9 protein-coding genes are annotated in these 13,982 nt (G+C 64.0%); 8 read left to right on the top strand and 1 reads right to left on the bottom strand.

Annotation, left to right across the window (positions count from 1 at the left end; genetic code table 11):
• Positions 1–657, bottom strand: a 657-nt coding sequence (locus tag V7714_RS10140) for a hypothetical protein (RefSeq protein ID WP_335709611.1), incomplete at its 3' end; no start/stop codon positions are given.
• Positions 658–1,004: 347 nt separating this feature from the next.
• Here V7714_RS10140 and V7714_RS10135 point away from each other — a divergent pair.
• The 8 genes from V7714_RS10135 to V7714_RS10100 all read left to right on the top strand — a co-directional run bounded on the left by V7714_RS10135 (position 1,005) and on the right by V7714_RS10100 (position 13,831).
• On the top strand, positions 1,005–1,553 hold the full coding sequence (locus V7714_RS10135; RefSeq protein ID WP_335709610.1) for a hypothetical protein: 549 nt from the start codon (positions 1,005–1,007) through the stop codon (positions 1,551–1,553).
• A 496-nt stretch (positions 1,554–2,049) separates the two neighbouring features.
• Positions 2,050–2,934 carry a methylisocitrate lyase gene (prpB, locus tag V7714_RS10130; RefSeq protein ID WP_335709609.1) on the top strand — a complete coding sequence of 295 codons (885 nt, stop codon included), beginning with the start codon at positions 2,050–2,052 and terminating at the stop codon, positions 2,932–2,934.
• A 214-nt stretch (positions 2,935–3,148) separates the two neighbouring features.
• Entirely contained in the window at positions 3,149–4,300 is a 1,152-nt protein-coding gene (gene prpC, locus V7714_RS10125; protein ID WP_335709608.1) for a bifunctional 2-methylcitrate synthase/citrate synthase, read from the top strand.
• A 110-nt stretch (positions 4,301–4,410) separates the two neighbouring features.
• Positions 4,411–7,014 (top strand): Fe/S-dependent 2-methylisocitrate dehydratase AcnD, encoded by a 2,604-nt coding sequence (gene acnD / locus V7714_RS10120; protein WP_335709607.1) that lies wholly within the window; start codon positions 4,411–4,413, stop codon positions 7,012–7,014.
• Positions 7,015–7,332: 318 nt separating this feature from the next.
• Entirely contained in the window at positions 7,333–7,716 is a 384-nt protein-coding gene (locus tag V7714_RS10115; protein WP_335709606.1) for an endonuclease domain-containing protein, read from the top strand.
• Positions 7,713–8,897 (top strand): 2-methylaconitate cis-trans isomerase PrpF, encoded by a 1,185-nt coding sequence (gene prpF, locus V7714_RS10110; RefSeq protein WP_335709605.1) that lies wholly within the window; start codon positions 7,713–7,715, stop codon positions 8,895–8,897. The genes V7714_RS10115 and prpF overlap by 4 nt, the downstream gene beginning before the upstream one ends.
• A 171-nt stretch (positions 8,898–9,068) precedes the next feature.
• Positions 9,069–12,176: a hypothetical protein gene (locus V7714_RS10105; RefSeq protein WP_335709604.1), complete on the top strand. Its 3,108-nt coding sequence runs from the start codon at positions 9,069–9,071 to the stop codon at positions 12,174–12,176.
• On the top strand, positions 12,176–13,831 hold the full coding sequence (locus V7714_RS10100) for an SWIM zinc finger family protein (RefSeq protein WP_335709603.1): 1,656 nt from the start codon (positions 12,176–12,178) through the stop codon (positions 13,829–13,831). Before V7714_RS10105 ends, V7714_RS10100 begins: the two co-directional genes overlap by 1 nt.
• Positions 13,832–13,982: the final 151 nt, after the last annotated feature.

The raw sequence follows: 13,982 nt of genomic DNA, 5'->3' as shown, positions 1-13,982 counted from the left end.
CATGGCCGCTATGGCATCGAAGGCGGGAGCCTGGCTTTGGTTGGTGTAGGTGCTGCGCCGATTCTTGGCTGCGGTGTAATAGGCTACGAAGCAGGCGGCATTAGGCGAGTCGGAAAAGTCCTCCCAGCGTATCAGCGTAGCTAGCCCCGCTTTGGCAACCCGGGTTGCGGCATATTTGCGCTGCTCCAGCCTGTAGGTCTCCAGTTTGCGCTCAAACCGCTGTAGAAAGCGAAACAGCTTGTTGTAGCGTCGTTTGGATAGTTCAAGGCCTGCTTGTTGCCGTTGTTCGCCATTGAGTCGGTTCGCCTTGAAATCGCTGTCCCCCACCTGCTTGATAAGCGTCTTGGATAGCTGTTCGATCAAGCCGGCAAGCTGCTCGGGATCACTACAGGCTTCGGTCGACAGCCTGGGTACGGCGTGGAAGAGTTCGGCAGCCTTGTTGGCTTGTCTTGCTGGTGGGACAGGCCGCTGAAAATCCTGCAGCATAGCGCTGAACTGATGCAGGCCGCGCTTGAACGAGTTGGCTGCGGCCTTTTCCAGCAGTGTGCGTTCTGGTTCGGTAAGCTCGTCGGCTAGCACCTCGAGTATCATTTCGATGACGTCTTCGGGGCGTAGACGGCGTTGCAAGGACTGGAACAAGGGGTCTAGCGTACTCATAGTGGCCGGATATCGACTTTGGTTGGTCTGTGCATTCTCTGATCTGGACGGGCGTAGCAGGTGCTGGGGTTTAGGTATAGCAAGGCAAGAAGCTGTCTTCTTCAAGCATCTATATTGGCGGGATTGGCCCGTTAGCCTACGCGTCTTTGCTGCGAGCAGATTCCTGTTAAACGGCGGCATGCCGCCGTGGCCGTAAGTGGTGTCTGCCAAGGAGGTGAGTACTCGACTAGCTTATGCGTCCGGCGCGGCGTTTTACTTTCTGCCCCTCATATCAAACGATAGGCCTCGCGATGAGCGACACAAGTTACGCCGAATGGCGAAGTCACACGGAGAAGCGGTTCTCTGAAATGAGTCCCACCGACAAGCCTCCGGAGATACACATCTCGCCATCGGGCAACTACTCGTTGGAGATCATTGAGTACACAGAGGGTCCCCAGTCTTGGAATTACAGCCGTGGGCTAGTTCGAGACATCGCATCTCAGAAAATCATTGCAGACGTAAAGCGCAATTTGGCTAGCTTCTGGTTCGCGTGGGTGTTGCGGCCCGACGGTGAGTATCTACTGTGCGGAGAAGACTACCAAGGGTACAACGTGATCGACCTCGCCCGAGAAGTCAACGCGCTAACGTTTCCAGTGGAAGCCTATAAGGGTTTGGGCTTCTGTTGGGGCGGCGTCTATCCCTCACCAACGGGCCAAGTGCTCGCCGTTGAGGGCTGCTATTGGGGTGGTCCCTACGACATCGCTATCTATGATTTTTCAGATCCGTGTCGCAGCCCACTGCCAGAGATCATGCGCGTTGAAGACGTTTTCGGGGTCAAGGGCTGGCTCAGCGAGTCGGAGTTCGAGTTTACTGTCGAAGACGGCGATGTAAAGCGCTCGGTCGTCTTGAAGGCATAGCAGCGAGGCAAGCCTTCGATCAAAGGCATGCTTTGGCCTCTAGTCCCATTTTATGTCCAACCTTAGTCATTTATGGCATGTGCCGCCTACGGTTAGGCGATGACACTGATTCGACGGCTTGCCTGGACGGGTTGACGGTGGATTGGACGACATCCCGCTGCATTGGTGGGTAGACGATGTGGCTCTAGCCCTTGCTGGAGCAACTATTGCAGCAGGGTTGAGTAGGCGCTGGGCTGCATGGTTTCACATGAAACCCGGTCCATCAATCGATTGCCGGTGCTACCGATAAACGATGCTCCAGATACGTCCTGGGCACGTCTTGCGTTTCATCTGTGAGACTATGTTTCTTTGATGAAACGCATCCCCAGCCTGTCAGCCAGGACCACCCTGCCCGCCATGCCGGTATATCGTTGATTCCAAACACCCTGCTTGGGCCTGTGCTGGCCTGGCATGGTAACTGCTCAGTGCCTCGCCATCCCTCATTCAGGAGTGCCTTATGACCCAAGTCTCCGCCGGCCGTCGCTTTCGCGATGCCGTTGCCGCCGAAGCCCCTTTGCAGATTGTGGGCGCCATCAATGCCTATGCGGCCATATTGGCCGAGCATAGTGGCCATAAGGCTTTGTATGTGTCGGGTGGTGGGGTGGCGGCCAGCTCTTGCGGCATCCCTGATCTGGGCATTACCACGCTGGAAGACGTGCTGATCGATGTGCGGCGGATTACCGACCGTACCCAGCTGCCGGTGCTGGTGGATATTGATACCGGTTGGGGCGGCGCCTTCAATATCGCCCGTACCGTGCGGGAGATGATACGGGCCGGTGCTGGCGCTGTGCATATCGAGGATCAGGTGCTGGCCAAGCGTTGCGGCCACCGTCCGGGCAAGGCGATAGTGTCGGCCGAGGAGATGGTGGATAGGGTGAAGGCGGCGGTGGATGCCAAGACCGATGCCGATTTTGTGATCATGGCGCGTACCGATGCCTTGGCGGTGGAGGGTCTGGATGCAGCTATCGACCGGGCTTGCCGTTGCGTGGAGGCAGGTGCCGATATGATTTTCCCCGAAGCCATGGAGAGCCTGGAGATGTACCAGCGCTTTGTGGCGGCGGTGAAGGTGCCGGTGCTGGCCAATATCACCGAGTTTGGCAAGACGCCGCTGTTTACCCGCGACGAGCTGGGCAGCGTGGGGGTGAGCATGATGCTTTACCCGCTGTCGGCCTTCCGCACCATGGCGCAGGCGGCTTTGCACAGCTACCAGACCATTGCGGCCGAGGGTACCCAGAAGAACCTGATAGACCGCATGCAGACCCGTATGGAGCTGTATGAGCACCTGGGTTACCACGAGTATGAGCAGAAGCTGGATGCGCTGTTTGCGCAGAGCGGGCAGTAAGCGCCACTAGGTGCATAGTGGCGGGGCCGCCTAATTGGTGCGGTGGCCTTGTCCAACCCGGCGTGCGGCGCGATTCACCCTGGCGGGCGCATGGCGCCCTAGGGTGCGCTGCCAGGTTTGCCCTGGTGGCCAGGGCGCTGCCAGCCGTTCAAGTTTTATCAGACCCAAGATCAATCTAACCCTGCCCGCTGGTCGGGCCGTGAAGGAGTACAGCATGTCCGATACCCAATCCGTTCTGCCCAAGCCGAAGAAGTCTGTTGCCCTGTCGGGCGTTGCTGCCGGTAATACCGAGCTGTGTACCGTGGGCCGCACCGGTAACGATCTGCATTACCGGGGTTACGACATTCTGGACGTGGCCGATGCCTGCGAGTTTGAGGAGATTGCCTACCTGCTAGTGCATGGCAAGCTGCCGAATGCGGCGGAGCTGCGTGGCTACAAGAACAAGCTGAAGGCGCTGCGCGGCATACCGTCCAGCGTGAAGGCGGTGCTGGAGGCCTTGCCAGCCAGCGCCCACCCCATGGATGTGATGCGTTCTGCCGTGTCGGCCCTGGGTTGCGCCCTGCCGGAGAAGGACGACCACAATATGCCGGGCGCACGCGATATTGCCGACCGGCTGATGGCGTCGCTGGGTTCGATGCTGCTGTATTGGTATCACTTCAGCCATAACGGCCGCCGTATCGAGGTGGAGACCGATGATGATTCGATAGGTGGTCACTTCCTGCACCTGCTGCATGGCGAGAAGCCGTCGGCAGAGTGGGTGAAGGCCATGCATACCTCGCTGGTGCTGTATGCCGAGCATGAATTCAATGCGTCGACCTTTACTGCGCGGGTGATTGCCGGCACGGGTTCGGACATTTACTCGGCCATTACCGGTGCCATCGGCGCGCTGCGCGGCCCCAAGCATGGCGGTGCCAACGAGGTGGCGTTCGAGGTGCAGAAGCGCTACGAATCGCCCGATGCGGCCGAGGCAGATATTCGCGCCCGGGTGGAGCGCAAGGAGGTGGTGATCGGCTTTGGCCACCCGGTCTATACCATCAGCGACCCGCGCAACAAGGTGATCAAGGAAGTGGCGCGTACGCTGTCGCAGCAGGCCGACGATATGAAGATGTTCGATATTGCCGAGCGTCTGGAATCGGTGATGTGGGATATCAAGAAGATGTTCCCCAACCTGGATTGGTTCAGCGCGGTCAGCTACCACATGATGGGTGTGCCCACGGCCATGTTTACGCCCTTGTTTGTGATTGCCCGTACCAGTGGCTGGAGTGCGCATGTGATCGAGCAGCGTATAGACGGCAAGATCATCCGCCCCAGCGCCAACTACACCGGGCCCGAAAACCTGCAGTTCGTGCCGCTGGCACAGCGCTGACCGGCGCGATTGCGCGGTGGCGGGGCCAGGCGCCCTGCCCCGCTGGCTGGCCTGTATCACCCAAAAAAAACATACCGTACCGTAGCGACACGTAGCAGATGGGGACATCCATGAATACCGCCCACCGCAAACCCCTTCCCGGCACCCGGCTGGATTATTTTGACGCCCGTGAGGCGGTCGATGCCATCCAGCCCGGCGCCTGGGATGGCTTGCCTTATACCTCCCGCGTGCTGGCCGAAAATCTGGTGCGCCGTTGCGAGCCGGCCAACCTGGACGATGCCCTGCGGCAGCTGATCGAGCGCAAGCGGGATCTCGACTTCCCCTGGTTTCCGGCGCGGGTGGTGTGCCATGACATTTTGGGCCAGACCGCCCTGGTGGACCTGGCCGGCCTGCGCGATGCCATTGCGGATCAAGGGGGCGACCCGGCCAAGGTGAACCCGGTGGTGCCGGTGCAGCTGATTGTGGACCACTCGCTGGCGGTGGAGTGCGGCGGCTTCGACCCCGATGCCTTTGCCAAGAACCGGGCGATCGAGGATCGCCGCAACGAGGATCGCTTCCACTTTATCGACTGGACCAAGCAGGCCTTCAAGAACGTGGATGTGATCCCGCCGGGCAACGGCATCATGCACCAGATCAATCTGGAGCGGATGTCGCCAGTGATAGGCGTGCTGGATGGCGTGGCCTACCCCGATACCTGCGTGGGCACCGATAGCCACACACCACATGTGGATGCGCTGGGTGTGATTGCCATCGGGGTGGGCGGGCTGGAGGCCGAGAACGTGATGCTGGGCCGCGCATCATGGATGCGCCTGCCCGATATCGTGGGCGTGGAACTCTCGGGCCGGCCTGGGCCCGGTATTACGGCGACCGATGTGGTGCTGGCGCTGACCGAGTTCCTGCGCAAGGAAAAGGTGGTGGGGGCTTATCTGGAGTTCCGTGGCGAGGGCGCGGCAGCGCTGACCCTGGGCGACCGGGCGACTATCTCCAATATGGCGCCGGAGTATGGTGCGACGGCGGCCATGTTCTTTATTGACCAGCAGACACTGGACTACCTGCGGCTGACCGGCCGGGAGGACGAGCAGGTCAAGCTGGTGGAGACCTATGCCCGGCATACCGGCCTGTGGGCCGATGCCCTGGCGGGCGCGCAATACGAGCGGGTGCTGCGGTTCGATCTGGCGACGGTGGTGCGTAATATGGCGGGGCCATCCAACCCGCACAAGCGCCTGCCCACCAGCGATCTGGCCGAGCGGGGCATCGCCGTGGGCCTGGAGCAGGCCCGCGCGCAGGAGGCCCAGGGCCTGATGCCGGATGGTGCGGTCATCATTGCCGCCATTACCAGCTGCACCAACACCAGCAATCCGCGCAATGTGATCGCCGCTGGCCTGCTGGCCCGCAACGCCAACCGGCTGGGCCTAGTGCGCAAGCCCTGGGTGAAATCGTCGCTGGCGCCGGGCTCCAAGGCGGTGCAGCTGTATCTGGAAGCCGCCGGGCTGATGCCCGATCTGGAGGCCCTGGGCTTTGGGGTGGTGGCGTTTGCCTGTACTACCTGCAACGGCATGTCGGGCGCGCTGGATGCCAAGATCCAGCAGGAAATCATAGACCGCAAGCTGTACGCGACCGCCGTGCTCTCGGGCAACCGCAACTTTGATGGCCGCATCCACCCTTACGCCAAGCAGGCCTTCCTGGCCTCGCCACCCCTGGTGGTGGCTTATGCCATCGCCGGCACCATACGCTTCGATATCGAGAAGGATGTGCTGGGCGTGGTGGATGGCCGCGAGATACGGCTAAAGGATATCTGGCCCTCGGACGAGGAAATCGATGCGGTGGTGAAGCAGGCGGTACAGCCGGCGCAGTTCCGCCAGGTGTATATCCCCATGTTTGCGCCGCAGCAGGATGCCGGCCAGCAGGTGAGCCCCTTGTATGCCTGGCGCAGCCAGAGCACGTATATCCGCCGCCCGCCCTATTGGGAGGGTGCGCTGGCCGGCGAGCGCACGCTGCAGGGCATGCGCCCCCTGGCAGTGCTGGGCGACAACATCACCACCGACCACCTGTCGCCATCGAATGCCATTTTGCTGGATAGCGCAGCGGGTGAGTACCTGGCCAGGATGGGCTTGCCGGAAGAGGATTTCAATTCCTACGCCACCCACCGTGGCGACCACCTGACGGCCCAGCGGGCTACCTTTGCCAACCCGACGTTGCTGAACGAGATGGTGCGCGAGGACGGCAAGGTCAAGCCCGGTTCGCTGGCGCGGGTAGAGCCCGAGGGCAAGGTTACCCGCATGTGGGAGGCCATCGAGACCTATATGGCGCGCAAGCAGCCGCTGGTGGTGATCGCCGGGGCCGACTACGGCCAGGGTTCATCGCGCGACTGGGCAGCCAAGGGCGTGCGCCTGGCGGGGGTGGAAGCCATTGTGGCCGAGGGTTTCGAGCGTATCCACCGCACCAACCTGGTGGGCATGGGCGTGCTGCCGCTGGAGTTCAAGCCCGGCGTAAACCGCCTGACCCTGGGCTTGGATGGTACCGAGACTTACGACGTGATCGGCGAACGCCGGCCGCGGGCGACATTGACGCTGGTGGTGCATCGCCGCAGTGGTGAGCGGGTGGAAGTGCCGGTGACCTGTCGCCTGGATAGCGACGAGGAGGTTTCGATCTACGAGGCTGGCGGCGTGCTGCAGCGCTTTGCTCAGGATTTTCTGGCGTCTGCCAGGGGGTGATGGGCAGCCTCCCCCTCTCCCCCGGCCCCTCTCCCGCGGGGGGAGAGGGGTGACGAATGAATGGCGGGTGGGGGTGGGATCTGGGGTTGTTGGGTTTTTCTGAGTGAGCTGATGGGATAGGTGGCTGTTGACCTCGTCAGAATGATTCAGTAGCCCCTCTCCCCTCGAGGGAGAGGGGTTGGGGAGAGGGGGCGATGGAACAGCGCACAACCCATGCACTCCCCCCGCCCCAGACCAAGCAGAACACAGCAACAACCATAAAATCATTCACTAGCCCCTCTCCCCCCGAGGGAGAGGGGTTGGGGAGAGGGGGGCACCATGGAACAGCGGCAGTTCGCCAAAGCCCTGCGGCAGAACATGACCGATGCCGAGCGGCTGTTGTGGCGGCATTTGCGTGCGCATCGCCTGGATGGCGAGAAATTCCGCCGCCAGCAACCATTGGGCCCCTATATCGTGGACTTCGTCCATTTCGGTGCACGCTTGATCGTGGAGGCAGATGGTGGCCAGCATGGCGGCGTGGCGGATGAAGCCAGGGATGCCTGGCTGCGGCGGCAGGGCTTTCGGGTCTTGCGGTTCTGGAACAACGAGATATTGCAGCAGACCGATGCAGTCCTGACGGCCATCTGGGCGGCGACCGGGTCTGCCCTCACCCGCACGGTGACCGCCGGGGCGGATTATTCAATACAGGAAGACGAGACATGAGCAAGCACGCGGCGCAGATCAAGATTCCCGCTACCTATATGCGTGGCGGCACCAGCAAGGGTGTGTTCTTTCGCCTGCAGGATCTGCCCGAGGCGGCCCAGGTGGCGGGTGCCGCCCGTGATGCCCTGCTGTTGCGGGTGATAGGCAGCCCGGACCCCTACGGCAAGCAGATCGATGGCATGGGCGGGGCGACCTCCAGTACCAGCAAGACGGTGATCGTCAGCAAGAGCAGCCGGCCGGATCATGATGTGGATTATTTGTTCGGCCAGGTGGCCATCGACAAGGCCTTTGTCGATTGGAGCGGCAACTGCGGCAACCTGTCGGCAGCGGTGGGGCCGTTTGCCATCAGCAATGGCCTGATCGATGCCAGTCGTGTTCCCCAGGATGGCATGGTTACCGTGCGTATCTGGCAGGCCAATATAGGCAAGACCATCGTGGCCCAGGTGCCGGTCAGCAATGGCATGGTGCAGGAGACCGGCGATTTCGAGCTGGACGGCGTGACCTTTGCGGCGGCGGAAATCCAGCTGGATTTCCTGGACCCGGCGGCCGATGAGGACGGCGGAGGCGGTGCCATGTTTCCTACCGGCAACCTGGTGGATGAGCTGGAGGTGCCTGGGCTGGGCAAGCTCAAGGCCACGCTGATCAATGCCGGCATCCCGACCATATTCGTGGATGCGGCGGCCATCGGCTATACCGGCACCGAACTGCAGGACGCCATCAACGGCGACGCCAAGGCCCTGGTCATGTTCGAGACATTGCGGGCCCATGGTGCGTTGCGCATGGGCTTGATCCAGCACCTGGACGAAGCGGCCAACCGCCAGCACACGCCCAAGGTGGCCTTTGTGGCCAAGCCGGCCGACTATGTGGCGTCCAGCGGCAAGACGGTGGCGGCGGCCGATATCGACTTGTTGGTGCGGGCGCTGTCCATGGGCAAGCTGCACCACGCCATGATGGGTACGGCGGCGGTGGCCATAGGCACGGCGGCGGCCATACCTGGCACCCTGGTCAATCTGGCGGCGGGCGGTGGGGCGCGCACGGCAGTCCGCTTCGGCCACCCCTCGGGCACTCTGCGAGTGGGGGCGGAAGCCCGCCAGCAGGAGGGTGATTGGGTGGTGAGCAAGGCCATCATGAGCCGTAGTGCCCGGGTGCTGATGGAGGGCTGGGTGCGAGTGCCCGGCTAGACCGGCATGGCTGGGGGGCGTGGCCGTTCCACGTGAAACGCCCCGCCCTCTACCCCATCTGGCAAGTGGAAAAGCACCCATGCCAGCGCCATAGGCAAGCCCCTGCCTGGCCCCTATAATCGTCCGCCACGATGGCTACGACCATCTCTGGCGAATACGGGAGGGGGCAGTTTGACTACGCACAATATGGCCGCGAGCACGGTCGCGCTTTTCCGGCCTGGGGCCGAACCCTTGCAGCTGACGCTGGCACTGTCGGCGGCGGGTGATGGTGGCTACTGGGTGGTACTGAGCCAGGGCGCGCCGGGCGAGGCCTTGGTTGCGCTGCACAAGAACAACACCCCCTTGCCCCTGGCTGCCGCTCAGGCACTGCTGGAGCGCACCGTGGCGGCCAAGCTCGACGATGGCTTTGTGGGCCTGGAGAGCGCTGTGCCGGTGGTGGATACCTCGGCGCTGGGTGTGACGGCGGCGCAGCAGGCGGGCTTGTTGGCCCGGCTGGAGCACGGCCAGTGGCGTTTGCTGGCGGCCCGGCAGCGCTCGCGCCTGGTCTGGCGGGTGGGCGAATTGCGGGTGGCGGCGGCGGTGCCGCGTCTGGTCGAGTTGCTGGCCACTGGCGATGCCATGCTGGATTACTGCCTGGCCTGGGCCATAGGCCGCTGCGGTGATGCCGGGGCCAAGGAGGCCATGGCGGGTTTGTCGCGGCGTGGTGGTAGCGAGATGGTCAAGCGCATGGCGCTGCTGGCCTGGCTGCAACTGGCTACGGCGGATGAGCGTGCAGCCCATGCGGTGCGGCTGGTGGGTGACTGGCCCCTGCCCCTGCGCGAGGCCTGGCAGGCGGGTGAGCCGGCGCAACTGGCGCAGGTGCTGGCCGATGCCGATACCTGGCAGCGGCACAAGCGTGCCGAGTGGCTGGAACAGCTGGACCAGGTTGCGCTGGCCCAGCCACTGGCGCGGCAGCTGCTGCTGGAGGAGCTGGCGCAGCTACCGTTTGCGGCCGGCAGCTTCCGTACCGCCAGGCGCTTGTACAAGGCGGCGGAGTTCCGGGGCGATGCGGCGGTGTGGGCCTTGCTGCAACGGCGCTTCGAGCAGACCGGCGCTGCCTTCAACCATGCTTACGAAGGCCAGGGCCGGTATCTGGATGGCCGCTGGGTACGCATCAGCGATGAGCTGGTCCGCCAGGACAGCCGTCTGGCCTATTCGCAACGCACTCGCCGCTATCTGGTGCAGCGCGGCTGGCGCACGCTGCGCCGCTTGGGTGGCGCTGGCAGTGCGGAGTTTCCGCCGCTGGCTTTTGCCGCCCTGCTGCAGTATGACGATGCGGCAGCCCAGCCCGATGTGGCGGTCAGCCGTTCCGTATGGGATGGCCGCCGCTACCAGACCCGGCGCGAATACCATTACCGCCACCACGATGCCACCCTGTTCAACCGCCTGCTGTTCCGCCCCGGTGGGCCGGTGCGCAGCAACCGCCATGCCAATAGCTGGGCGGCTGATCAGGCCTTGCCGGTCACGCTGGGGCCACGGCTGGAGCCCCTGGCCGAGTGCTGGGATCAGCGGCCCGACCTGCTGTTGCGGCTGGCGCTGGAATCCCGTGCCGAGCAGGTGCAGTGCTTTGCCGCCCGTGCCCTGGCGGGTCTGCCGGCCTATTGCGCCGGCATCAGCGATACCTTGTGGCGTCGCTTGCTCAACAGCCCATTTACCGCCACGGTCCAGTTTGCTTACGACTACCTGTTCCAGCGCATTGCCGCCGAGCCCGACCGTGAACGGCGCGAGGCCTGGTTGGCCCTGCTGGTAGGCAGCCGCCACCCGGCTATCTGCGATGCAGCCCTGGCCCTGCTGGAAGCAGACCCGGCCGGCCATGCCAGCAGCCCCACGCTGGTCACGGCGGTGCTGCTGGCGCGCACGGCCAAGGTACGCAAGCTGAGCCGCCTGCTGTGCCAAGCCGCCCTGGCCATGCCGGGGGTGGCCGAGGCCACGGTGCAAAGGCTGCTCGATTGGCTGGACGATGCCGACCCGGCCACCGAAGCGCTGGAACCCATCTGCGACAACCTGGCTTGGCTGGTGGGCAATACCTTCCGCCCGGCGGCCGGCAAGGTGGACCATGGCCGCCTGCAGACGCTGCTGCAGCATGCGGCTGTGCCGGTGGTCTGCCTGGCCATGGATTGGCTGATTGCCCATGAGCAGCCGGTCAGCAGCCTGCCGCCGGCCGGTTACCGCCCCTTGTTGCAGAGCGAGGACGAGCGGGTGCTGGCGGCTGCCATCCGCTTGCTGGGCGCTCTGCCCGAGCCGGTGTTGTTGACCCAGGCCGAGCTGATTGCCCGATTTGCCCTATGCCCGGCGGCTACCGTGCGCCGCGCCGTGCAGCCGCTGATGCTGCGGTTGGCGGGGCTGGATGCGGCTTTCCTGGCGGGCCTGATGCCCAGCCTGCTGGATGTGGTGTTCCGGGCCGAGACCGTTGAGGGATTGCAGGACGAGGTGCTGGCCCTATTGACCGGGCCGCTGGCCCAGGCCAGCCGCGAGCAGCCGTACGACACCACCCAGCGCCTGCTGGAAGCCCGCAGCCGTGCGGCCCAGCGCCTGGGTAGCTGGTTGTTGGACGGTTATAGCGATGCCGAGCTGCCGCTGAGCCTGTGGGTCAGGCTGACTCGCCACGAAACCTTGGCCGTGCGGCAGCGGGCGCTGGCGATGGTGGCGGCCAATTTTGCTGCGCTGGGCGTGGATGGCCTGCTGCCGGCCCTGGCCAACCGCTGGGACGATGCCCGTGGCGCCTTGATTGCCTGCCTGCAGGCGCGGGTGGCGGCGGCAGATTGGCAGATGGCGCAGTTGATCCAGCTGTGTGACCACGAGCATGCCGATGTGCAGGCCCTGGGCTGTGCGCTGCTGGGCGGTCGGCTGGCCCAGGGTAGCGATACCGAGGCCCTGATGGCACTGGCCCAGCACCCTTCGCTCAAGGTACAGCGCTTTGTGGCGGACTATCTGCAGCAGGCAGTGGCCGACGATGTGGCATCCCTGGTGCGGCTGCGGCCTTATTTCCTGACCGTGCTGGCCCAGGTGAACCGGGGCCGTGCCGCCAAGACGGCGGTGCTGGATTTCCTGCGCCAGCGGGCGGCTGCATCTGAACCGGCGGCACGTGAGGTGGTCACGCTGTTCGAGCACCTTGCTGTAACGGTGGCCCTGACCGACCGGGCGCAATACATCGCCGGTCTTTACGATATACGCCGGCGTTATCCCGCCATTGCGACGGGTCTGGCCGTGCATGCGGCAGCTGTGCGAGAGGTGGCTTGATGGAGTTTCAGTACCGTTATTACGGCGAGAGCCGGGTCAGCAACGATGCCAGCAGCACGGGCATCAGCTTTGCGCCCGATACCCTGCGCAAGCCGGTGCATTTCGTGGCCGACATCAATCGCCATCTGCCCTTCCGCGAGGCAATCTCGGCCTTGCATGACGTGGTGGTGTCGGATCTGCGCACCCGCCAGCGCGATCACAGCGAATACCAGGCCTGGCTGCAATCGCAGGAAGGTGCCCTGCTGGCCGAGTTTATGGAACGGGCTGGCGAACTGCAGGGCCAAGCCAAGGCGGTGCAGGCCCAGCTGGGCGAGGTACAGCGGCGCAAGCAGGCCATGCTGGCCCCTTTCTGGAAGGCCAGGCAGCGTTATTTCGACCATATCTACGCCAGCGACCGCAGCCTGTGGGTCATGCTGGACCCGGTGATCACCGTGCATCCGGACCGGGTGTTCTTCGAGTGCTTCAGCCGCGATGAATCGACCTATGCCAGCGTTAGCTGCAGCCATGAGGCGTTTGATCACCGTGGCGAGTTTGCCTGCGGCACCACCAATATCGATTACTCGGCCGCGCTGTATGACGAGTTCCAGAAGATACGCGACTACAAGACCACGCGGCTGGCGGTGGCGGCCGAGGGCTTTACCGTCCAGACCGGCGACGACCCTGGGTTTGTGGAACACAAGATAGACGTGCCCGATAGCTGGGTGCGCGGCTTTCTGCAGGTCAGCGCGGCCATGGCCCAGCCGGGCCACAGGCTCAGTCTGCATCCCATGGATCTGCATAACTTCTGCCTGCTGCTACGGCGCCGTAAGGAGAAGGCCGGGCCGCGCGCTATCCGCTTCGAGCTGGAGCCGGGCAAGCCGGTGCGGGCTGTGTTCGAGCCCTGGGGCGTGGAAGTGGTATGCCCGCGTTCCAGCCACACAGCCACCGAGCCGCAGACCATACGGGTATGGGGTCGTCGCCGCTTGCTGACGCTGGAGCGCTTCATTGCGCTGGCGCAGACGGTGGAAGTCCATCTGCTGGGCACCGGCCTGCCCAGTTTCTGGGTGGTGGAAGGCTCGGGCCTGCGCTTTACCCTGGGGCTGTCGGGCTGGACTGCCAATGACTGGTCGCGCGCCGGCCAGTTCGACCTGCTGGGCCCGCGCAAGCATGCCGATGCGCTGACCCGTGAGAAGGTTTACCAGACCCTGGCCCAGCACTGGAAGCTGACGCCCACCGAGCTGGGTGCGGCCGCCGGGCTGGACCCGCAGGTGGCGGAATCCTGCCTGCTGCTGTTTGCCGAGGCTGGCCGGGTGGTCTATGACCTGGGCGACCGCGCCTACCGGCTGCGCGAACTGTCGCGTGAGCCGCTGCCGCTGGATCAGTTGCGCTACGGTAATGAGCGGGAGGAGCGCGCTGCCGGCATGGTGGCGGCAGGCCAGGTGGGCAAGCTGGCCATACAGGCCCAGGCGGCCGGCAGGGTGATAGAGGCCCTGGTGGACGACGCTGGCCGCAAGCGGCCGGTCAGGCTGGTGCTGGATGGCGATGAGCGGCTGGTGGAGGCCAGCTGCCAATGCGATTACTTTGTCCGCAACCGGCTCTACAAAGGCCCCTGCGAGCACATGCTGGCAGCGCGATTGGCGGCCAGCCGCCAGCGGGCAGGCCAGGCTGCGCAATAGCGATACCGGATACCGGCCCACGCTGGGCCGGATGGAATGAACCCAGTCTTTACCTTGAGGAGAAAACGCCGGGTCTGATAGACTCGGGCTCGCGTATGGCGGGGTGGCTCTTGCAACCCGGACGGTGGATCGCCGTCCTTGTACCTAGCTG

This window comes from Chitinimonas sp. JJ19 (assembly GCF_036961565.1).
Classification (GTDB): domain Bacteria; phylum Pseudomonadota; class Gammaproteobacteria; order Burkholderiales; family Chitinimonadaceae; genus Chitinimonas.
Note: the sequence above shows the minus strand (reverse complement) of the source record. Positions and strands in the feature narration are given on the sequence as shown.